18 protein-coding genes and 1 riboswitch are annotated in these 21,325 nt (G+C 71.1%); of the genes, 10 read left to right on the top strand and 8 right to left on the bottom strand.

Annotated elements, in window-relative coordinates; genetic code table 11:
* Positions 1-10 precede the first annotated feature (10 nt).
* A complete protein-coding gene (locus ACZ3TS_RS07105; protein WP_467614347.1) occupies positions 11-1,651 on the top strand; it encodes a succinic semialdehyde dehydrogenase in 1,641 nt (546 codons plus the stop codon).
* Between the two features lie 29 nt (positions 1,652-1,680).
* Entirely contained in the window at positions 1,681-3,486 is a 1,806-nt protein-coding gene (locus tag ACZ3TS_RS07100; RefSeq protein ID WP_467614345.1) for a GMC family oxidoreductase N-terminal domain-containing protein, read from the top strand.
* 111 nt (positions 3,487-3,597) lie between these two features.
* Here the strand turns inward: ACZ3TS_RS07100 and ACZ3TS_RS07095 are convergent, their stop codons facing one another.
* The gene (locus tag ACZ3TS_RS07095; RefSeq protein ID WP_467614343.1) at positions 3,598-4,614 is read right to left on the bottom strand and encodes an LPXTG cell wall anchor domain-containing protein; all 1,017 of its coding nucleotides are present in this window, start codon (positions 4,612-4,614) and stop codon (positions 3,598-3,600) included.
* Between the two features lie 214 nt (positions 4,615-4,828).
* On the opposite strand from ACZ3TS_RS07095, the gene ACZ3TS_RS07090 reads away from it, so the two are divergent.
* A complete protein-coding gene (locus ACZ3TS_RS07090) occupies positions 4,829-5,944 on the top strand; it encodes a hypothetical protein (RefSeq protein WP_467614341.1) in 1,116 nt (371 codons plus the stop codon).
* Between the two features lie 662 nt (positions 5,945-6,606).
* On the opposite strand, the gene ACZ3TS_RS07085 is transcribed toward ACZ3TS_RS07090, so the two are convergent.
* Positions 6,607-6,894, bottom strand: a complete 288-nt coding sequence (locus tag ACZ3TS_RS07085; protein WP_467614339.1) for a chorismate mutase — start codon at positions 6,892-6,894, stop codon at positions 6,607-6,609.
* Positions 6,895-7,212: 318 nt separating this feature from the next.
* Between ACZ3TS_RS07085 and guaA the strand changes: the two genes are divergently transcribed.
* The gene (gene guaA, locus ACZ3TS_RS07080) at positions 7,213-8,802 is read left to right on the top strand and encodes a glutamine-hydrolyzing GMP synthase (protein ID WP_467614338.1); all 1,590 of its coding nucleotides are present in this window, start codon (positions 7,213-7,215) and stop codon (positions 8,800-8,802) included.
* A gap of 3 nt (positions 8,803-8,805) precedes the next feature.
* On the opposite strand, the gene ACZ3TS_RS07075 is transcribed toward guaA, so the two are convergent.
* Positions 8,806-9,279 carry a pyridoxamine 5'-phosphate oxidase family protein gene (locus tag ACZ3TS_RS07075; protein WP_467614336.1) on the bottom strand — a complete coding sequence of 158 codons (474 nt, stop codon included), beginning with the start codon at positions 9,277-9,279 and terminating at the stop codon, positions 8,806-8,808.
* 261 nt (positions 9,280-9,540) lie between these two features.
* On the opposite strand from ACZ3TS_RS07075, the gene ACZ3TS_RS07070 reads away from it, so the two are divergent.
* The 3 genes from ACZ3TS_RS07070 (at position 9,541) to ACZ3TS_RS07060 (ending at position 12,622) form a co-directional block, all read left to right on the top strand.
* A complete protein-coding gene (locus ACZ3TS_RS07070) occupies positions 9,541-10,335 on the top strand; it encodes a class II aldolase/adducin family protein (RefSeq protein WP_467614335.1) in 795 nt (264 codons plus the stop codon).
* Between the two features lie 249 nt (positions 10,336-10,584).
* The gene (locus ACZ3TS_RS07065) at positions 10,585-11,874 is read left to right on the top strand and encodes a hypothetical protein (protein WP_467614334.1); all 1,290 of its coding nucleotides are present in this window, start codon (positions 10,585-10,587) and stop codon (positions 11,872-11,874) included.
* Between the two features lie 217 nt (positions 11,875-12,091).
* Positions 12,092-12,622, top strand: coding sequence for a DoxX family protein (locus tag ACZ3TS_RS07060; protein ID WP_467614332.1), 531 nt, complete (start codon positions 12,092-12,094; stop codon positions 12,620-12,622).
* A gap of 34 nt (positions 12,623-12,656) precedes the next feature.
* Here the strand turns inward: ACZ3TS_RS07060 and ACZ3TS_RS07055 are convergent, their stop codons facing one another.
* Both ACZ3TS_RS07055 and ACZ3TS_RS07050 read right to left on the bottom strand, forming a co-directional pair.
* On the bottom strand, positions 12,657-12,899 hold the full coding sequence (locus ACZ3TS_RS07055; protein ID WP_467614330.1) for a hypothetical protein: 243 nt from the start codon (positions 12,897-12,899) through the stop codon (positions 12,657-12,659).
* Positions 12,886-14,502: a PspC domain-containing protein gene (locus tag ACZ3TS_RS07050; RefSeq protein ID WP_467614329.1), complete on the bottom strand. Its 1,617-nt coding sequence runs from the start codon at positions 14,500-14,502 to the stop codon at positions 12,886-12,888. Before ACZ3TS_RS07050 ends, ACZ3TS_RS07055 begins: the two co-directional genes overlap by 14 nt.
* A gap of 176 nt (positions 14,503-14,678) precedes the next feature.
* Here ACZ3TS_RS07050 and ACZ3TS_RS07045 point away from each other — a divergent pair, with 176 nt between their 5' ends.
* Both ACZ3TS_RS07045 and ACZ3TS_RS07040 read left to right on the top strand, forming a co-directional pair.
* Entirely contained in the window at positions 14,679-15,971 is a 1,293-nt protein-coding gene (locus ACZ3TS_RS07045; protein ID WP_467614327.1) for a PspC domain-containing protein, read from the top strand.
* Positions 15,968-16,693 carry a LuxR C-terminal-related transcriptional regulator gene (locus ACZ3TS_RS07040; RefSeq protein WP_467614326.1) on the top strand — a complete coding sequence of 242 codons (726 nt, stop codon included), beginning with the start codon at positions 15,968-15,970 and terminating at the stop codon, positions 16,691-16,693. The genes ACZ3TS_RS07045 and ACZ3TS_RS07040 overlap by 4 nt, the downstream gene beginning before the upstream one ends.
* Before the next feature lie 54 nt (positions 16,694-16,747).
* On the opposite strand, the gene ACZ3TS_RS07035 is transcribed toward ACZ3TS_RS07040, so the two are convergent.
* Positions 16,748-17,812 carry a C40 family peptidase gene (locus ACZ3TS_RS07035; RefSeq protein WP_467614325.1) on the bottom strand — a complete coding sequence of 355 codons (1,065 nt, stop codon included), beginning with the start codon at positions 17,810-17,812 and terminating at the stop codon, positions 16,748-16,750.
* A 427-nt stretch (positions 17,813-18,239) separates the two neighbouring features.
* On the opposite strand from ACZ3TS_RS07035, the gene ACZ3TS_RS07030 reads away from it, so the two are divergent.
* Positions 18,240-18,593 carry a hypothetical protein gene (locus ACZ3TS_RS07030; RefSeq protein ID WP_467614324.1) on the top strand — a complete coding sequence of 118 codons (354 nt, stop codon included), beginning with the start codon at positions 18,240-18,242 and terminating at the stop codon, positions 18,591-18,593.
* Here ACZ3TS_RS07030 and ACZ3TS_RS07025 read toward each other — a convergent pair.
* Together ACZ3TS_RS07025 and ACZ3TS_RS07020 are read right to left on the bottom strand one after the other, a co-directional pair.
* A complete protein-coding gene (locus ACZ3TS_RS07025) occupies positions 18,571-19,545 on the bottom strand; it encodes a tellurite resistance/C4-dicarboxylate transporter family protein (RefSeq protein WP_467614322.1) in 975 nt (324 codons plus the stop codon). The genes ACZ3TS_RS07030 and ACZ3TS_RS07025 overlap by 23 nt on opposite strands.
* Before the next feature lie 167 nt (positions 19,546-19,712).
* Positions 19,713-20,876 (bottom strand): C40 family peptidase, encoded by a 1,164-nt coding sequence (locus tag ACZ3TS_RS07020; RefSeq protein WP_467614321.1) that lies wholly within the window; start codon positions 20,874-20,876, stop codon positions 19,713-19,715.
* Positions 20,877-20,884: 8 nt separating this feature from the next.
* Positions 20,885-21,055: riboswitch (cyclic di-AMP (ydaO/yuaA leader) on the bottom strand.
* Positions 21,056-21,325 lie beyond the last annotated feature (270 nt).

Here is a 21,325-nt window from a genome sequence, read left to right as displayed (position 1 = left end):
CCTGCGCGTCATGACGGACTCGCAGGCCCCGGAGAAGGCCGCAGACAAGACCGGTTCGGGCACGGCCGGCACCAACCCCCTCGCGCCCGCCCCCGCCGGCGCCCGCACCGCCGTCGACGTGGTCACGCCCGAGCTGGTCGCCCAGCTCACCAAGGGAGTGGCCGGCTCCGGCCGCACCGCCAACCACACGCCGTTCACCGGTGAGAGGCTGGCCGATCTGCCCGAGTCCACGCCCGAGGACGTGGCGGAGGCGTTCGCGCGGGCCCGCAAGGCCCAGCCCGTCTGGGGCGCCACCCCCGTACGGCAGCGCGCTGCCGTCCTGCTCCGCTTCCACGACCTGGTGCTCGAACGCCAGGCCGAGGTCCTCGACCTGATCCAGCTGGAGACCGGCAAGGCCCGCCTCCATGCCCACGAGGAGGTGCAGGCTGTCGCCGTCGCGGCCCGGCACTACGGCCGCAAGGCGTCCTCGTATCTGAAGCCCAAGCGGCACACGGGCGCCGTGCCGACGCTCACGCGCGTCACCGAACTGCGCCACCCGCGCGGCGTCGTCGGCCAGATCGCCCCCTGGAACTATCCCCTGGAACTGTCGGTCGGCGACGCGCTCCCGGCCTTCGTCGCGGGCAACGCCGTCGTGATGAAGCCCGACACGGAGACGTGCCTGACCGCGCTGTGGGCTCGCGACCTGCTGATCGAGGCCGGACTGCCCGCCGATGTCTTCCAGGTTGTCATCGGTGACGGACCGGTCGTCGGCCCGGAGGTCGTCCGGCACGCCGACTACGTCTCCTTCACCGGCTCCACCCGCACCGGCCGCGAGGTGGCGCAGGGCGCCGCGGCCCGCCTCGTCGGCGTCTCGCTCGAACTGGGCGGCAAGAACGCCATGCTGGTCCTCGAGGACGCCGACATCGAGAAGGCGGCCGCCGGTGCGGTGCGGGCCTGCTTCTCCTCGGCGGGTCAACTCTGCATCTCCATCGAGCGGTTGTACGTCCACGAGTCGATCGCGGACGCCTTCCTGGAGCGGTTCGTGGCACGTACCAAGGCGATGCGGCTCGGCACGTCCCTCGCATACGGCGCCGACATGGGCTCACTCGTGGGCGAACGGCAGCTGGAGACCGTGACCCGGCATGTCGAGGAGGCCGTGGCCAAGGGCGCGAAGGTCCTGGCCGGCGGGGTGGCCCGCCCGGACATCGGTCCCTACTTCTACGAGCCCACCGTCCTCGACGGCGTCGAGGCGCCGATGTCGGTGTGCGCCGAGGAGACCTTCGGCCCGGTCGTGTCGATCTACCGTTTCACGACCGAGGACGAGGCGATCGAGCGCGCCAACTCCACGCCGTACGGCCTGAACTCCTCCGTCTGGACCACGGACGGCCGGCGCGGCCGCGAGGTCGCCGCCCGGCTGCGCACCGGCACGGTCAACGTCAACGAGGGCTACGCGTCCGCATACGGAAGCGTCCAGTCGCCGATGGGCGGCATGAAGGACTCCGGGCTCGGCCGCCGCCACGGCTCCGAGGGCATCCTCAAGTACACCGAGGCCCAGACCGTCGCCCACCAGCGGCTGTTGCCGATGGCCCCGTCGCTCGGCATGGACGACGAGAAGTACGCGGCGTTCATGAGCCGCAGCCTGAAGCTGATGAAGGCGTTCCGCCTCCGCTAGACCACACCCGTTCTCAACGAGGAGAGCACGTGTCGCAGGAGAAGTCTGTCCATGCCCGGGACGAGGACGGGTACGACTACGACGTCATCGTCGTGGGGTCGGGGTTCGGCGGATCCGTGTCCGCGCTCCGCCTGACCGAGAAGGGCTACCGGGTCGCCGTACTCGAGGCCGGCCGCCGCTTCACCCGTGATGCCCTCCCGCGGAACTCCTGGGACCTGAAGAACTACCTCTGGGCCCCCAGGCTCGGCATGTACGGCATCCAGCGCATCCACCTGCTGGGCAACGTGATGGTCCTGGCGGGGGCCGGAGTCGGCGGCGGCTCCCTCAACTACGCCAACACCCTGTACGTACCGCCGAAGGCCTTCTTCGACGACCAGCAGTGGAGGGACATCACCGACTGGCAGGAGGAACTCGGGCCGTACTACGACCAGGCGCAGCGGATGCTCGGCGTCCGGCTGAATCCGACCATGACGCCGTCCGACGTGCACCTGAAGGCGGCGGCCGAGCGGATGGGTGTGGGCGACACCTTCCACATGGCGCCGGTCGGAGTGTTCTTCGGGGACGGCAAGGACGCGGACGGCAGCGCGAAGGCCGCGCCGGGGAAGGCGGTCCCGGACCCCTACTTCGGGGGCGCCGGACCGGAGCGCAAGGCCTGCACCGAGTGCGGCGAGTGCATGACCGGCTGCCGTCACGGCGCGAAGAACACCCTGAACGAGAACTACCTCTACCTCGCCGAGAAGGCGGGCGCGACGGTGCACCCCATGACGACCGTCGTGTCCGTCACGGACGACTCGCAGGGCGGGTACGCGGTCGCCACCCTCCCCACCGACAACCGCCGCAAGGGCGAGGGAAGGATCTTCAAGGCCCGGCGGGTCGTCCTCGCCGCCGGTACCTACGGCACCCAGACCCTGCTGCACCGCATGAAGGCGACCGGGCAACTGCCGTACCTCTCGGCCCGCCTGGGCGAGCTGACCCGCACCAACTCCGAGGCGCTGGTCGGCGCGCAGACCGACAACCGGCGCTACCGCAGGGCCACGGGCGAGCCGAAGGTCGACTTCACACGCGGGGTCGCGATCACGTCCTCGATCCACCCCGACGAGAACACCCACATCGAGCCGGTCCGCTACGGCAAGGGCTCCAATTCGATGGGCGGCCTCTCGATCCTCCAGGTCCCCTACGCCGAGGGCTCGTCGAGGGTGGCGGCCTGGCTGCGGAGCGCCGTCCGCCACCCCCTCCTCGTCCTGCGCTCCCTCTCCAACCGCCGGTGGTCTGAGCGGACCATCATCGGCCTGGTGATGCAGTCGCTGGACAACTCCCTGACGACGTACCTGAAGCCGGACGGAATGGGCAAGGGGCTGCTGACCGCGCGCCAGGGCCACGGCTCCCCCAACCCCAAGCAGATCAGGGCGGCCTCGGAGGGCGCCTCCGCCATCGCCGCCGAGATCAACGGCTTCGCCGGCTCGAACGTCGGCGAACTGATGGGCACACCGCTGACCGCGCACTTCCTCGGCGGCTGCCCGATCGGCGCCTCGCACGAGACGGGCGTGATCGACCCGTACCACCGGCTGTACGGCCACCCCGGCATCTCGGTGGTCGACGGGGCGGCGGTCTCCGCGAACCTGGGCGTCAACCCGTCGCTGACGATCACCGCTCAGGCCGAGCGGGCGATGTCGTACTGGCCGAACAAGGGGGAGGCGGATCCGCGTCCGGCGCAGGGGACGGCGTACGAACGTCTCAAGCCGGTGGAGCCCCGGCACCCGGCGGTGCCGGCGGAGGCGTTCGGGGCCCTGCGGCTGCCGTTCCTGGGGATGCCGACGGTGCCGCCCAAGAAGTAGCGACCCCCGAACAAAGAAGAAGGACCTGTGCCCCCCTCCGAGCTCAGGTCCTTCTCCTATGTGCGAGGCGTACGGGACGCCTGACGCAGTCTGTGTACGGGGCGTCGGGCCTTACGCGGCCTGGCCACCCGTCTTCCGGCGCCGCACCGCGAACACGACACCGCCACCGGCGACGACGGCGACACCGCCGACGAGGGCGATGGTCGGAAGCGCGGAGGAGGAACCGGTGGAGGCGAGGCTGCCGGTCACCTCCTGGGTGTTGTTCTGGTTCGGCTTACCGCTGGGAACCGGGACCTTGCCGCCCTCCTGGGGCCTGGTGCCACCCGTGTCCGTACCGGCCTTGACGATCTCGATGATGTAGCCGGCCTGGCCGGCCGCGACGCAGTTCTCCTCCTCGTCGAAGTACACGCCGCCGCCGATGGTCAGACCCGTGCCGATCGGCGCGTTCGCCTTCACGTTCACGCGGAGCTGGTAGTTGACCTTCTGGCCCGAACCGATGTCGGAGAGGTCGAGGTAGCCGATGGAGTAGCCCTCGTCCTCGACGTCGACCCAGGTGCCACCGACCTTCACCTGGAGCTGAACCTGGCTGGCCTTGAACGGGTTCTCGGCGTCCTCGTCGGCCGGGCCGACGCCCGCGTAGAAGATGACGTCCTTGACGTCGCTCTTCGTCGGGTTCTTGACGGTGAGCGTGAAGGAGTGCCAGCCGCTGCCGACCGCGATCTTGCCCGGCAGGCCGGTGAGCGTGGCGTCCAGCTTCGACTTGTAGTGGGAGTCCTGCTCCGTGCAGTCGCCGGACGGCTCGGTCGGCTCGCCGGTCGGCTCCGCGCTCTTGGTGGGCGTGGCCGAGGTGGTGGCCGATTCGGACGAATTGCCTGCAGGTGCCGAGGAGGCCGACTTCCCGGCCGGGGTCGTGGACTCGCCGCCGGCCGGCGTGGTCGCCGTGCTGGTCGTGGTGCTGGTCTCGGGCGCGGGGCTGGTCGGCGACTCCGTGCCCGTGGTCTCCGTCGAGGTGGCGGGGGCCGGGGTCGAGGGCGTTTCGTCCGCGAACGCGGCCGGCGCCGACAGGAGCGCGAGCGGGGCTATGGCGGCCGTGGCCGCCGCGGCGGCCAGAGCACGGCGAAGCTTCATGAAGACCTCGAAAAGTCAGGTGTGCCGCGACAGCGCGGCACAGGCTGGGGGGAGGCCTCCGCGTGTGGGGCGCGGGTCGTGGCCCTTGATTCGGTAGGTGTGACCCGGGAAACCTGTGAATGGTTGCAAGACATTCACAGCCTTCTTATGTGGGCTGCGTCACATCCGGGTGTGCCTTGTGAAGCTCGGTTCGATCCCCGTAGAACTGACCCTCGTGTCTGATCAGCACTCCGAGGAACCCTCCGTCCCCGACGACGTCTGGGAGCGGTTCGCCCGCGACACCGAGCGCGACATCCGGGCCTCCGCGCCCAAGGAACCGTCCGCGCGGGCGCGCATGGTGACCGAGCGGCTGCGGCAGCAGGACGCGCAGGGGCTGCGCCCCGAAGTCTGGCGCGCGCCTCCGGCGGCGTCCGCCCGCCGACAGCGCCGCCGCGTCTGGACGGTGCTCGGTCTGCTCGTCGCGGCCGCGGTCGCCGTCGGGGCCATGAAACCCTCACTGATACCCGGCGACCCGTTCGGCACCCGTTCCCGCTCGGATGCGGATGCGTCCCGGCTGCCCGCCGAGTCCGCACGCCCCACCGCGCCGCCCTCCAGCGCGGCTGCGGACACCCCGACCCTGGAGCGCCCCTTCGCCGGCTCCCCGGCACTGAGCTGGGCGGACGGCGCCTCCGGGATCGTGCTGCCCGAGGCCGAAGCCGTCGGTGCACTGACGAAGGACCAGGTCGCCACCGCCCTGCGGCAGACGAAGACCCTCCTGGTCGACGCCGACCTCAACCCGAACACACTGCTCGGTGCCCGCCCCAGGGCCGCGCTGGGCGTGCTGGATCCCCAGCAGCCGGGGCTGCTCGACGACCTGAACCGGTCCCTCGCCACGCCGGACGAGAAGTACGACCCGCTGATGCTCTTCAGCCGCTTCGACCCCAAGGAGGTCCGGCTGGCGGGGGACGTAGTGAAGGTCCGGGGACGGATCACCTTCGCCCGCGGCGACCACGGCTCGGTCCGCGTCCACGCCGACTACACCTTCGTCTACCCGCTGACCCGGGGCGCCTCCAAGGAGGTGGCCCGCACGATCGTGCGCCGCGTCGTGGAGACCGAGCTGGCCGATCCGGCGAAGTACACGGTCACTCCGGGCAAGCTCCGACTCGTCCGCTACGAGGAGTCCGCGGGCAATTCGGCCTGTGACGTCCACGACGGCTTCCTGCACCCGCAGTTCCCGTCGGCCGCCCCCACGGGCGCCGCACCCACGGGCCCGACCACGGACCCGTACGACCGCAGTCGGGACATCGGCCAAGGGAAGAACCTTGCGTGCGGGACGGTGTCGCGGACCTGAGGAGGGTCCGTCCGCGCCGAACGGCAAGCGAAGGGCGCCGCGGCGAGGGGTCCCCTGCTCGGCGTGGCCGAGGGCTGGGGGAGGTTCCGCGGGGCCCTTCTCCGTCAGCACCGACGTCAGGGCAGCGTCGGTGCCAGGGGAGCGGCGCCGGGGGGTTGCGCCGCTTGCCTGCATGCCCGCCGGTGGTGCGCCCGGCGCGTTCGGGGAGCGCGCGTTGGTGTCGACCACGGGCAGTCGGGGGCGGGAGCGATGTGGTTGTCTGCCGGGACCCGGGACCCGGGCTGTCCGGTTGTCTGTGCTGGTGCGGCTGTTCTCGGCATCGTGCTGGATGGTCACGGCCTCCGCAACCGTTTCGACCACCCCTGAACGGATTCCGCCGGCCGGCCCCGGGCGTCCCCGGAGCCGGCCGTTCTGTGGTGACCGGGCTGCTGTCCCCTGCCGTCCGGTCACAACCCTGGAGCGAGGTCCCACGACGCACAGCACGATCCGTACGTCTCATCGCCCCAGCGGAGCCACGCGTGGTTCTTTCGGGCCCGCCCCTGGCTGGCACGGACACCGGGACCAACGAACCCCGTGCGAGCCCGGTCACGCGCCGTACGGGTGAGACGGCATACGAACGTGGGTACGCCGGACGCCCGTCGTACGAGGATCCGCGCCGCTCGTCATACGCGGCCCCGGCACAGCTCGAGCAGGGTCATCGCGAGGGAGGTGCCGGGCTTGCCCAGGGCCTCCCGGTAGTGGCCGAGGACCTCCATCTCGCGGGAGAGGTTCACGCGTCGGCCGCCGGACGCGATGCGGGCCTCCTGGATGACGGCGGAGACCGCCATGCGCTCCTGGATGAGGCCGATGATACGGTCGTCCAGCGCATCGATGCGTTCACGGGCGCCGGTGATCACGTCGGCGGCCTCGGGGGTACGGGCGCCGGTCTTCTCGGTGGTGGTGGCGGTCATGTCCGGGGGCTCCTCAGCGTGGGTGTCGGGATGAGGTGCCCCGGATCGGCACGGTCCGCAAACGCCAGGCGCCCCGGACCATGTCGGCCCGGGGCGCCTGGGAAGTTGCTTGTCAGTAGCTCAAGCAGCACGACCTATGGCAGCCGGCGAGCCGGTTGCCATAGGTAAAGACGAAGGTCGAGTGCGTGAGCATGGGCTCAGTATGCCCGGGACGGCGACGGGGTCCAACTGCGTTCGGATCGTGAGACGGGGGTCACTCACGCCCGCCCCGTTAGAATCGGTGGCACAGCCCCCTGTCAAGCCGCCGGAAGGCAACCCGTGTCATCAGCGACCTCCGCTGCCGCCGCCCCCGACACCGTCCTGGTCGTCGACTTCGGCGCGCAGTACGCCCAGCTCATCGCCCGTCGCGTCCGCGAGGCCCGGGTCTACAGCGAGATCGTGCCGAGCACCATGCCGGTCGAGGAGATGCTCGCCAAGAACCCGGCGGCGATCATCCTCTCCGGCGGTCCCTCGTCCGTCTACGAGGAGGGCGCCCCGACCGTCGACCGCTCCCTCTTCGAGGCCGGCGTTCCCGTCTTCGGCATGTGCTACGGCTTCCAGCTGATGGCCCAGGCCCTCGGCGGCACCGTCGACAACACCGGGGCGCGCGAGTACGGCGGTACGGCTCTGTCGGTCTCCCGGCCGTCGTCCACCCTCTTCGAGGGCACCCCCGCCGAGCAGTCCGTCTGGATGTCCCACGGCGACGCCTGCTCCGCCGCCCCCGAGGGCTTCACCGTGACGGCGTCCACGGACGTCGTCCCGGTCGCCGCTTTCGAGAACGACGAGAAGCAGCTGTACGGCGTCCAGTACCACCCCGAGGTCATGCACTCCACGCACGGCCAGCAGGTCCTGGAGCACTTCCTCTACCGCGGCGCGGGCCTGACCCCGACCTGGACCACGGGCAATGTGATCGAGGAGCAGGTCGAGGCGATCCGCGAGCAGGTCGGCACCAAGCGCGCCATCTGCGGTCTGTCCGGCGGCGTGGACTCCGCCGTCGCCGCCGCCCTCGTGCAGAAGGCCATCGGCTCGCAGCTGACCTGCGTGTACGTCGACCACGGCCTGATGCGCAAGGACGAGACCGAACAGGTCGAGAAGGACTTCGTGGCGGCCACGGGCGTCCAGCTGAAGGTCGTCGACGCGGAGGAGCGCTTCCTCACCGCGCTCAAGGGCGTCTCCGACCCCGAGGAGAAGCGGAAGATCATCGGCCGCGAGTTCATCCGCGTCTTCGAGCAGGCCCAGGTGGAGATCATCGCCGAGGCCGGCGAGAGCGGCGAGCCGGTCGAGTTCCTCGTCCAGGGCACGCTCTACCCGGACGTGGTCGAGTCCGGCGGTGGCACCGGCACGGCCAACATCAAGTCCCACCACAACGTGGGCGGCCTCCCCGAGGACCTCGAGTTCAAGCTCATCGAGCCGCTGCGCAAGCTGTTCAAGGACGAGGTCCGCATGGTCGGCCAGGAGCTCGGCCTGCCGGAGGAGATCGTCCAGCGCCAGCCCTTCCCGGGCCCGGGTCTCGGCATCCGCATCGTCGGCGAGGTCACCAAGGAGCGGCTCGACCTGCTGCGCGAGGCCGACGCCATCGCCCGCGAGGAGCTGAGCGCGGCAGGCCTCGACCGCGAGATCTGGCAGTGCCCGGTGGTCCTGCTCGCGGACGTGCGCAGCGTCGGCGTCCAGGGCGACGGCCGGACGTACGGCCACCCGATCGTGCTGCGCCCGGTCTCGTCCGAGGACGCCATGACGGCCGACTGGTCCCGGCTCCCGTACGACGTGCTCGCGAAGATCTCCACCCGGATCACGAACGAGGTCCGTGACGTCAACCGCGTGGTCCTCGACGTGACGTCGAAGCCGCCGGGGACCATCGAGTGGGAGTAGTCCCTAGGTCCGTTTGAGAGTGCGCACCGGCTCTCCGGGCCTCCAGATCTCGACGACCAGATACGTGTCGTCCTCGACGTGGGTCCGAACGACCTCCGTCAGCTCGGTGCGGAAGAGGTGGAACGGCTGCGGCGGTTCCACCTCTTTCACGTATGCGCCCTTCGTCGCGCCGTCCTCCACCTCGATCGCCCGCCCGCTGACGCGCACGTCACCGCCGCCCATCCCGGTGCCCGGCCCCGGGTTGGCCTGGAGCGCGAAGCGCGGGTCGCGGCGCAGGTCGAGCGCCTTCAGCGAGTCCGGCATCATGCCGAGCCACAGTTCGCCGTTCAGGAAGCGGACCTCCAGACCGGTGGTGCGGGGCGAGCCGTCCTGGCGCAGGGTGGCCAGGACATGGTGGGTGAAGGCGCCGAAGCGCTCCTTCGCGATGCGCGCGAGCTCGGGTTCGGCCTCCGTGAAAGTTGCCCAGTTCGCTGTCATACGCCGAGTGTGGCGCCCAAACCCGACATCTTCTGTCGTATATCGCGGACGTCAGCGGGTTGCTCGATCTGTCTCAGCAGCCTGAGACCTGGCGCTCCATGCTGTTCACACCCCTGTCCTTGCGTCTCGCAGGGGCCCCGACGAGGCAGGCAGACCGACCCCGCGTAACGGTTGCGCACTCTCTTCACCGAACGGCTCTGTTCTCCTGCGGAAACCGACGGTAACTTCCGCTCCGTAAAGGAACCCAGTGCTGGAGGACACATGCACGGGCCGACCCCGCCACTGCCCCTGCCCACCGATCAGCTGCGATTCGCGATGCCGCCGATGCACGAATCGCCGGCCGACGAGCGGCAGCACCGCAAGGAGCGGCTGGCCGGAGCTTTGCGGATCTTCGGGCGGCTCGGCTTCGAGGACGGGGTCTCCGGACACATCACCGCACGCGACCCCGAGTTCACCGACTGCTTCTGGGTCAACCCGTTCGGCATGCCCTTCCGGCACGTCACGGTGAGCGACCTGGTGCTGGCCAACCAGGACGGTCAGGTGATCGAAGGCCGCTACCACGTGAACCAGGCGGCGTTCACCGTGCACGCCCAGGTCCACGCCGCCCGCCCTGACGTCGTCGCCGTCGCCCACTGCCACTCGGTGCACGGGCGGGCCCTCGCGGCGCTCGGCGATCTGCTGGACCCCATCACCCAGGAGTCCTGCGCCTTCTACGAGGATCACGCCGTTTACGACGCCTACACCGGCGTCGCCGTGGACGCCGAGGCGGGCCGCCGGATCGCGGCCGCGCTCGACAGCCGCAAGGCGCTCGTCCTGCGCAACCACGGGCTGCTGACCGTCGGCGACTCGGTGGACGCGGCGGCGTGGTGGTTCCTGTCGATGGAACGCTCGTGCCAGGTGCAGCTGACCGCGAAGGCGGCGGGACGGCCCGTCCTGATCGACCACCGGCAGGCGGTGGTGACACGGGAGCAACTGGGCGGGGACCTGGTGGCCTGGATCAACTACCAGCCGCTGTGGCAGGACATCAGCCGGAGCGAGCCCGACCTGCTGAGCTGACGGCCGCGCCGGGGTTCGGAATCCGCGCAGCACGTCGCACTGGATGATCTCGGCCATGGAAGAATTCTCGTAGCCCGGTCAACAGGGGCTTTTCGGCGACGGTCAACCGAGGGTTCGTTCTTTCACCCGTCCTGACCGGACCTGGCGGACGCGGGGTGTGTTCCGTACGGCACAATTCGCAGACGTCGCCCGGCAGTTGCGCTGGCGGGTGCGGCTTGGCGATCTGGCGCGGGGAAGGCGGCAGCGGGCGTGGCGGTGCAGGAGGCGAGGCAGGGCGCGGGGCGCGGGAGCGGTCCGGGTGCGCACGAAGGTGGCTGCACCTGTGGGGACTGCCCGCACGGCGCGCGTGAGGGGCACCGGCGCGCGGTCGCCGAATTCCTCGCGAAGCGGGAGGAGTTCGCCTCCGGGCGGGGACTGCCCGCCGCGGTCGCGTACTCCGCGTCCGCATCCCGCCAGTGGGTGTCCGACGAGCTGACCCAGTCCGCGGACCTCGTCGCCGAGCGCGGCCGGGCCGACGGTGAGGCCTGGCTGGGCCGACTGTGGCGGCGGACGGCGGTCGCGGTGTGGGGCCTGGTGGGTGTCCTGCTGCTGGCACAGGCGCTGACGGCGATCGGGGCGGGGTGGAGCGCGGCACGAACAGCCGGGCTGGTCGCGGCCTTGCTGGTGGGCGCCGCGCTGACCGCCGCGGGATATCTGCACCGGGCGCGCGGCGGGGCGCTCGCGCCCCTCGTCGGGGAGGACAACCGGCTGTCGACCTCCCGTGCCGTCGCGGCGAGTTGGGTGCTGTTCGTGTTGTATGCGGTCCTCGTGCTGATCTGCGAGTTGGCGGCGGCCTCGGGGCACGACAGGCGTGACGCGCTGATCGCCGGGCTCGACCTCGCGCGCGGGGTGGGCATGGTGACCGTGGTCGCGGTGGTCAGCGGGACCGCGGTCCTGGTGCGGCGGGTGGTCGGGCTGCGTGTCCTCGGCCAGCGCCTGCAGAAGGTATCCGCCGACCGGCCGCGGGCGGCGGACCTGCTGACGGACGACTCGGGCCGCGGCAGCTTCGCGGACACGCAGTACGTCGTGATCAGCGCGGTCGCCCTGGCCTTCGCGGTGGTACGGCTGGCCCGCCGTCCCGACCAGCTCCCGGACCTCCCGTGGGGTCTCGCACTGCTGGTCCTCGTGTCGGCGGCCACCTACCTGGCGGGGAAATACGCTGAGGGCGGCCGTCCGGTGGTTCTCTCGGTGGTCCGGGCCCGGGAGGCGGGCGATCTGGACGCGCCGATCCGCACGGGCGACGACATCGAGATCCGTGGCGCCGGTTTCGTACCGCCCGGCGCCCAGACGGCCGACCGGCTGTCCCGGATGGTGGTCCGCATAGGCGCGGTTCACGTCCACGTCCCCCTGGTCCCGGTCACCGGCGGCTTCAGCAATCCGACGGACACCCTTTTGACGGTCCCGGTTCCGGCGGACGTGGAGCCGGGAAGTGTCGAGATCCAGGTGGTGACGGCCGCGGGGGTGGAGACGAACCGGGTGGCGATCGACGTGACGGAGTGACGCCCAGTGGTGTGAACACACACTGCGGCCGTCCGATGTGCCTCACGTGCCCTTCCACCCTGTTGTCCACGGTCTCGGGGTCCTGGGCGCGCGCGGGGTGGAGCTTCCAAGGCCGGAAAGTGGAAAAGTCGGCGCGCAGTGGTTGAGCGGGCGCCCCCTTTCGTACGTATGGTCTGTTGCGGGGTCAACGGCATGGCGGGCGAGAGGCGGCGCACAGATGGCTCATGGCATTCGCACGGACTCCCACACTTCCTACTTGGACGAGGGCCGTGACTGGCGGGACACCGCCACCCGGTACGCGCTGCTCCCCCTGCGCGTCTTCCTCGGTGTCACCTTCATCTACGCGGGCGTGGACAAGCTCACCGACAGCGCCTTCATGCACAGCTCCGGCTCCGGCTCGATCGGCGACCTGATGCGCAGCGTGCGCGACTCGTCGGCGATCCCGGCCCTGGTCGACCTGGCGCTGAAGAACCCGGTCGGCTTCGGCTATGTCATAGCCTTCGGTGAACTCGCCGTCGGCATCGGCACGCTCATCGGCCTGCTGGGCCGCCTCGCGGCGTTCGGCGGCGCGCTCATCTCGCTGAGTCTCTGGCTGACCATGAGCTGGGCCTCCAGCCCCTACTACTACGGCAACGACCTCGCCTACCTGATGGCGTGGCTCCCTCTGGTGCTCGCCGGTGCCTCAGTCCTCTCCCTGGACGCCGCCATACGCGCCCGACGGCGGCAACGCGTCGGCGCGTACCGGTAGGACGCGTACTCCCGGGGGCCACGGCGTCCGGGAGTTACGGGGCCGTCGCCCCGTCCCGCTCGGCGCGCCGCTCGCCGCGGGCCGAGCGGCCCTTGCGTATGGCGCGGGTCAGCAGGCCCGCCACGGCCGCGAGACAGAGACCGCCGTTGACCACCGGGATGATCGCGAACCACGGTGTCTCCCAGACCCCGCTCGTGTCGCCCAGGTAGACGACACCGGCGGCGGTCAGGGCCATGCCCGCTATCAGCCGGCCGGGCTGGAACTCATGACGCAGCACGGGTCACCTCCACCTGTCCCACGCCGACCTGGAGGCCGAGGCGGAGCGTGGCCCCGTTCTTCGTCCCCGATGTGGGGGAGAGCGTCATCTGCTCGTGCCTGCCCGGTTGCACGTCCACGTCCTTCTTGGAGTCGCCCGGCAACTGGATGTCGCCGAGACCTGTGTCGATCTTCAGCTTCACGGTGACGTCCTCCGGGACCACCACCTTGAGCCGGCCCACGCCGACCTCCGCCCGCGTCGTCACCGTCTGGCCCTTGGCGAGTCTGAGACCGCTGAGGTCCAGGGTGCCGACGCCGGTGCCCAGGTCGTACGTCCCCCGGACGGCGGTCGCAGAGGCCGGTGCCCAGGTCGTGCGCGCCCAGTGCGTGCTGATGTCCTTCGGCAGGGCCGCCGACGCTGCGAGCAGCCCCGCCGTGAGTATCGCAAGGAAGACCGAGCCCGCACCCGTACGCCCCAGGAACGAGCTGACCGCGATACCCGCGCCGAATACGACGAGCGCACTCCCCAGACCCGTCTGCAGGCTCGTGCCGAGCGCCTGGTCGTCCCAGGTCAGTCCGGTGCCCAGAGCACCCGCGAGCAGGGCGAACAGGAACACCCAGCCGCCGATCCAGCGCGGACCCCGCGGCCGCGGCCGGTCCGCTGTCCTTGTCTGCTGTGCGTACGACGAGCCGCGGGCGCCGTCGACCGCCGCCGCGACGTCACGGCCGGGGATGTCGCTGGGGCCCCACAGGTAGCCGGTGCCGCCCACGTGGGTGCCGTCCTTGACGATGGGCTCGCGCCACCAGGAGGGGTGGGAGGCGGGGACGGGCGGTGCCGTGGCCTCCGGTGGGGCGTCGGCCACTGCCTGCGCGGCGAGCGCGTCGGGGTCGGGGGCTCCGCGCTGCCGCGACCAGTAGCCAGCACCGGCGAGGAGCAGGGACAGGATGGCGGCGAAGGTCAGTACCCCGCCGTTCCTGAGCATCGACAGGAAGACCCCGCAGCCCACCAGCGCGAAGAGCACCGCGGCCAGGCCGTGACCGTCGACGCGGCCGGTCAGCAGCTTGCGGATCTCGTTCTCCTCCTCGTCCTCGTAGGGGACGAGGAGCCAGACGAAGCCGTAGAAGATCAGGCCGAGGCCGCCCGTCGCGGACAGCACCGCGAGCACGATCCGGAAGATCACCGGGTCCATGTCGCACTGCCGGGCCAGACCGGCACAGACGCCCCCCAGCATCTTGTACCGCCGGTCACGCCGAAAGCGCCCGGGTCCCAGAACCAGCTCCGGGCCTTCGCCCTCGGGTTTGCGTGCGCCTCCGGGTCCGGGTTCGCGCCCGGGGGCGTCTGCGCCTCCGGGTCCGTGTTCGCGCCCGGGTGCGCCTTCGTGTGTGGGTTCGCTGCCGGGTCTGCGTTCGTCCGCGGGTCCACCTGAGTGCCCGGACGCGTGCTTCCCCGCGTCGGCGCGGTCACGCGGAGCTGCGCCCGCGTCCTCGCCCCTGACCCCGTTTTCCCGCACGGCCGCATCCTGCCGCACGGTCGTGTCCTCCTGCGCCCGCGACTCCCCTCCCGCGGCGGGGCCGTGCCCTGAGCCGGGGCCCCGCCCCGCTGCCGCGTGCTGCTGATCTGCCATGCGTCCATGGTCTCCGCCCCGGCGGCGCGGCGGCAGTCGGGACGACCCTGGCCGAACCCTGAAATCTGCCCTGACAGCTGCCGGGGGAACTGTTCGATCACCGAATTCGAAGATCAGGGGAGTCTAGGGGGCCGACCCTGATGTCCCGGTGCTCCGGACGTGTGACCATCGATGGCATGCCGGACGCCGCAGCGATGCCCCTCGCCGACCCGCGGCCGCCGCGCAAGCTCTACCGCAGCAGCGACGGACGCTGGCTCGGGGGCGTGGCGCGGGGGCTCGCCGGGCATCTCGGCCTGCCCGTGATCTGGGTGCGGCTCGTCTTCGTCGGCCTGATGACGGCCGACGGCCTCGGCGCGCTGCTGTACGCCGCCTTCTGGTTCTTCGTCCCGCTCGGCGTCGGCGGTGTCGACGACCGGCGCCCCTCGTCCCTCGTCGGCACCGAGGCCTCGCCCGACGGCCGGCGCAGACTGGTCGCCCGCAGGCCCGACCGGGGTCAGATCGTCGCCCTGCTGCTCATGGTCGTCGTGGCGCTGACCTTCGTGGGCAGCGTGAACCTCGGCAGCGGGGCCAAGGCGTACCTCATTCCGGCCGTCCTCGTCGCCGCAGGCGTCGCCCTGGTCTGGCGTCAGGCGGACAACGCTCGGCGGGCCCGCTGGATGGAGGTCGGCAGTCGTCGGCGCACCCTCACCCTGCTGCGCGCCGCGGCCGGCGTCCTGTTGGTCACCGCGGGCGTCTCCGGCATCTTCGTGCTGCAGGGCTCCGCGGCCCACCTCGGCTCGGTCCTCCAGGCGGCGCTCGCGGTCCTCGTCGGCGTCACGCTGCTCGCCGGTCCCTACCTCGTCCGGATGACCCAGGACCTGTCCGAGGAGCGCTTGATGCGCATCAGGGCCCAGGAGCGCGCGGAGGTCGCCGCCCACGTCCACGACTCGGTCCTGCACACCCTGACCCTGATACAGCGCAACGCGGAGAACGCGAACGAGGTACGCCGTCTCGCCCGCGCCCAGGAACGCGACCTGCGCGCCTGGCTCTACAAGCCGGAGGGCACGGGCAAGGACGAGGACGAGGAGCCCGACACCCTCGCGGAGGCGGTCCGGCGCAACGCGGCGGAGGTGGAGGACAAGCACGGCGTCCCCATCGAGGTCGTCATCGTCGGCGACTGCCCCCTCGACGAGCGGATCGGCGCACAGATGCAGGCCGCGCGCGAAGCGATGGTGAACGCCGCCAAGTACGGTGGCGAGGGCGGCGCCGTCCAGGTCTATGCCGAGGTGGAGGGGAGGACCGTCTTCCTGTCCGTCCGCGACCGCGGCCCCGGCTTCGACCTCGACGCGATACCCGCCGACCGTATGGGTGTCAGAGAATCGATCATCGGCCGCATGGAGCGCAACGGCGGCACGGCACGGCTGCGCGCCGTTCCGGGCGGAGGCACGGAGGTCGAGCTGGAGACGGAGAGGGTGGAGAAGACGTCATGAGCGACACGAACGAGCCGGCCGGCCCGGCGGAGCCGGAGCGCGCGAGCGGGGGCGCCGGGGAGCGGCGTGTGCGGGTCGTGCTCGTCGACGACCACCGTATGTTCCGTACGGGCGTCCAGGCCGAGATCGGGCAGACGGAGCGGACCGGGGTCGAGGTCGTCGGCGAGGCCGCGGACGTCGACCAGGCGGTGAGCGTCATCACCGCAACCCGTCCCGAGGTGGTCCTCCTCGACGTCCATCTGCCGGGCGGCGGCGGAGTCGAAGTGCTGCGCCGGTGCGCGCCCTTGATGGCCGACGCCGAACGGCCGGTCCGTTTCCTCGCCCTGTCCGTCTCGGACGCGGCGGAGGACGTGATCGGGGTCATCCGCGGCGGCGCACGCGGCTATGTCACCAAGACCATCACCGGCTCGGACCTCGTCGACTCCATCTTCCGAGTGCAGGACGGCGACGCCGTGTTCTCGCCGCGGCTGGCCGGCTTCGTCCTCGACGCCTTCGCCTCGACCGACGCCCCGCCCGTCGACGAGGACCTCGACCGCCTCACCCAGCGCGAGCGCGAGGTCCTGCGCCTCATCGCCCGCGGCTACGCGTACAAGGAGATCGCCAAGCAGCTGTTCATCTCGGTGAAGACGGTCGAGTCCCATGTCTCGGCGGTCCTGCGCAAGCTGCAGCTGTCGAACCGGCATGAGCTGACACGCTGGGCGACGGCGCGACGGCTGGTGTGACGGACCGCTCGACGCCCACGTCCGACCCCGGTTCGCCGGGGCACCGACGGCGGCTCACACCACCCGGGTGGCCCCCGCGAACGGCATGTCGTCGATCGAGGCCAGCCGTACCGGCGCCGACGGGTTCGGTGCGTGGATCATCTGGCCGTTCCCGACGTAGAGCCCCACATGGCTGATCCCGGAGTAGAAGAACACCAGATCACCGGGGAGCAGTTCGGAGCGCGAGACGCGGCGTCCCGCGTCGATCTGGGAGTAGGTCGTCCGCGGCAGCGAGATGCCCGCCGAGCGGTACGCGGCCTGTACCAGGCCGGAGCAGTCGAAGGCGTCGGGGCCGGTGGCGCCCCAGACGTAGGGGCTGCCGAGCTTGCCGTACGCGTACGCCACCGCGGCCCCCGCACGAGCGTTGGGGGCTTGCGCGGCCGCCGCCGCGGCCGACACCGGCGCCAGGCCCCGTACCGCGTCACGCGACGCCCGCCCGGCGCCCCCGTACGCCGTGAGCTGTGCCCGCTGCCCGTCCGTCAGCCGGGACAGCAACTGCCGTGCCTCGCCCAGCTTCCCGGTGATGGTCCGCTTCTGCCGGCGCAACTCCTCCTGCCGTGACTTCAGGGAGGCCAGTTCCACCCGCGCCGCCCCGCGCAGTCGTTCGATCTCCCGCAACTGCGCGCGCACGCGCCCCACGGCGGCCGTCTGCCGGCTGTCGACCCGCTCGGCGAACGCCGCGTCGTCGAGGTACTGCCCTGGATCCGAGGAGAGCAGGAGTTGCACCGCGGGGTCGACGCCTCCGTTGCGGTACTGCGCCGCCGCGGCGGAACCCAGCGCCTCACGTGCCGAGTTGAGCCGGTCCGTCCGGCGAGCGGCCTCGTCCCGCAGCGCGTTGAGTCGTTCCTGGGCCTCGTCGGCCTTCTCCTTCGCCCCGTCGTACTTCTCGGTGGCGGCCTCCGCCTCCTGGTACAGCTTGTCGAGCTTGGCCTTGACCTGAGCCGGGGAGAGCTGTGGCTCGGCGTGCCCCGTGCCGTCGAGGCCGGTCGCGGTCGCTGCTCCCGCGAGGGCGATCGTGGCGGCGGTACGGGCCGTGTTGCCGCCGAGCGAACGCTGTCTGGGTTTGCGGTGCGCTGCCACCTGGACGTCCCGTCCTTTCGTACGACCGCCGGGCCACGCGGGGTGTTACGCGTCCGGCGGCGGCGCGCACAGGGGGAGCAGGCCGCCGCCGGACCTTCTCGGCGGTGGTGTCCGACTGCCGCCCCTGGCCCGGGCGGCGGTGGGGAGCCGGTCACCTGGTGGAGGACGCTAAACCTCACCGTGACCGGGTCGTGACGCAAAGTACGGAACTGGCGCGACCGGACTGCCCGTGACCGTATGCGACCGTGATCCCGTCTCAGGAGCACCGACTTCACGCTGTGCGATGACCGATGCGATGGTTCTCGGGCACGAGGAGCTGACGGAGTGCTAGGGGGCGCATATACGCGGGCCCCGGCGGCCGTGCGAGCGCCTCGCATCCGCGGGCCGGTGTCGGTGACCCGTGCGCCCCCGATTAGGCTCCGGGCCCATGGACGTACTCATCCATCTCTTCGTCGGCCTGCACATCGTCGGTATCGCCGCGCTCCTCGGCGGCTTCCTCACCCAGATGAAGGCGATGGGCCAGGGCACGGCCCGCTTCGTGCCCGGGATGCTCCACGGCGCGCTGACCATGCTGGTCACGGGTGTGGTGCTGGTCGGCCTCAACCAGGCGGACCACCACTCGGTGAACACGATCAAGATCGGCGTCAAGCTGGCCCTGCTGATCGTGATTCTCGGCCTGGTCTACGTCAAGCGTGACGAGGAGAAGGTCGAGAAGCCCCTCTTCGCCCTCGTCGGCGCGCTGACCACCGCGAACATCTTCATCGCGGTGCTCTGGACCTGACGCCTCCCAGGGCCGACCGGACGGCTCCCGCGAGGACCGCGCACCAGGCGGCCACCGCGACCCACAGCAGCACATGGCCCAGGTCGCGCAGCCAGGGCACGCCGACGGCGGTGGCGACGGACAGCGCCGCCACCGCCGTCATCCCCATCGGGAAGACGGTCGCCCAGCGCCGCACGTCGTAGCGGAGCCGTGGCCGGAGCAGTTCTGTCGCCGCCAGCATGCAGTAGCAGAAGAGAGCGAGGACGAGGAGGGCGACGCTCACGCCCCGCAGGACGCCGTTGTCGTCGTTGTTCCAGAGGTAGAGCCCACTGTGTCCGGCGGCGACGAGCCGCGACCCGGCCAGTGCGGAGATGGCGAGGCCGCCGCCCATGACCCAGTGGTCCCCCGCACCGGTCGCCACCTCCCGCAGGTCGAAGCACCGCAGCCCGACCAGGTAGAACACCAGCCCGAGCCAGAAGAACACCAGCGCCGTGTGCGCGAGCCACGCCACTCCCACTGCCGCCGCGAGCACCGCTCCGAGCACCGCGATGCTCTCCGTCGCCACGCACCCGAGGAACACGGCCCCCGGCATGGGGCGCGTCCAGCGACGGACGACCGGGAGGACCAGGGCCGCCCACAGCACGACGGCCAGCGCCAGGAACGCCTCGTCGAGCGGCTGCCGGACCAGGACGGACACCCCCGTGCCCAGCGTGGCGGTCGCCGCGACGGGCGTGAGCGCGGTCGCGGAGAGCGCCCCGGCCTGCTGCCGGGCGTGTTCCCGCAGTGCCCGTACGACGAGATCGGCGACGAGCCCCAGCCAGCCGACGGCCGCCAGGGCCAGGGCGACGCGGGAGAGGACGCCGTAGCCCGTCAGGTGCAGCCCGACCGAGAGGACGCCGGTCGCCATCACGGCGGCTCCGGTGGCGGGCGGACGCTGCGCCCACCGGACGCGGAGCGCGGAGGTGCCTGACATGCGCCCGATGCTAGGGACGCGCACGCCGGTTCCCTGCGGGGCACGCGCGCGGAGGCCGAAAACAACCCCACGCGCGCGTGCCGCACGAAGACGCCACGCGCGTGGCGTGCTTCCTCGGCTTACGCGCGCGTGGCGTGCGGAAACCGGAAGAAACGGGAAGCAGAGACTCAGGCGGGCCGCACCACACTGTGGATGATCGAGGAGCCGGCGTAGTAGATCGACTCCTCGCGGACGTACGCGCCCGGTTTGGGGGCGTGGATCATCATGCCGTTGCCGATGTAGATCCCGACGTGGCTGATGTCGTCGTAGAAGAAGATCAGGTCCCCGGGCTGGGCGTCGGCGAGCGTGACCGTCGTGCCGGCGTTCACCTGGTCGTACGTGGTGCGCGGGAGCGTCACCCCGGCGGCCTTCCAGGCGGCCTGGGTCAGGCCCGAGCAGTCGTACGAACCGGGTCCGGTAGCGCCCCACACATAGGGCTTGCCGATCTGGGCGCGGGCGAACGCGAGAGCCTTCGCCGCCTTCGTCGCGTACGAGGAGTCCGTGGTGGAGGACTCCGAGGAGCCGGTCGTGGGGGTCGAGGACGGCTGCGACTGAGCCGCCTGCTGCTCGGCTGCCCGCTGCTGGGCCGCCTGCTGCCGCGCCAGCTCCTCCGCCTGGCGCTGGGCCTCCTCCTGCTTCTGCTTCTCGATCGCGGCGAGCCGCGCCTTCTCCTCGGCGGTGAGCTTGGTCAGCAGCTCCCGCGCGGCGGAGAGCTTCTGCTGGATTTCCGTCTTGGTCGACTGGAGGGTCGTCTGCGACTCGGTGAGCGTCTGCAGACTCTTGGTGGCCTCCTGCCGCCTCTTCATCGTCACGGCCTGGTCCGTGACGTACTCGTCGACCGCTTCCTTCTGGCGGCCGGTGAGCCGGCTCATCAGCTGTGTCTGGTCGAAGTAGTCCTGGGGCGTGTCGGCCAGCAGGAAGGTGGCAGTGTCGGGGGCCGCCGCCCCGGTGCGGTACTGCGCGGCGGCGAAGGAACCCAGTTCGTCCCGCGCCTCGTTGAGCTTCTGCGTGCGCTGGGCGACATCGTCGAGGAGTGTGTCGACCTGTTTGCGCTGCTTGGTCGTCTTCTCCTTGGCCGCGTTGTACTTGTCGGTGGCCGACTCGGCCTGGCGGTAGAGGTCGTCGACCTTCTTCTCGACCTCCTCGACGCTCGGCTTGTTGTCGGCGGAGGGGGCGGCGTTGGCCGTCTGGGCGAGCAGGGCCACGGAGGTGAGGGCTGCTGTCGCGAGAGCGGGTGTCCGTATGCCTGCGATGCGCGTGCCCGAGGGGCGCGCCTTGCGGTGCGGCGCCATGCGAGGCGACTCCTTCTGTACTCCGCCTACCGAGTTAGCTGTCGGGTTCGGGCGGGTGGATCCGGAAGGTGTGCCCTACGGCCGTGCCCCACAGGGCGGTTGGCCGATTCACCCCAAGGTCGGGTGGGTCCCCGGCTCCGGGCTGCCGTGAGGCGCACCGGACTCGGCGGAGGCCGCGCGGCCCGGCGACCTTCGCCGGTGGGGGTCGTGCGGCCCGCCGGGAACGCTAGCCAACTGATGTGGCTCGTGTGAAGGTTGATGTGCGATATGCCCGATACATTTTTGTGACCTTTGATGGAGGGTCCCGCCGTCCGTGGTCAATGCGCCGGTATTTGTGGAGAGTTAAGCGGATTCGCCGTGTGGCAGTGCACGCTTGCCCGATCGATTGCGGATCGTGAACGGACGGTCGCGGACGGCGAAGGGTCGTCGAGCGATCCACTCCGGAAGAT

The organism is Streptomyces sp. NPDC022910, assembly GCF_055561075.1.
The sequence above is the reverse complement of the archived record's forward strand: the minus strand, read 5'-3'. Positions and strand labels throughout refer to the sequence as shown.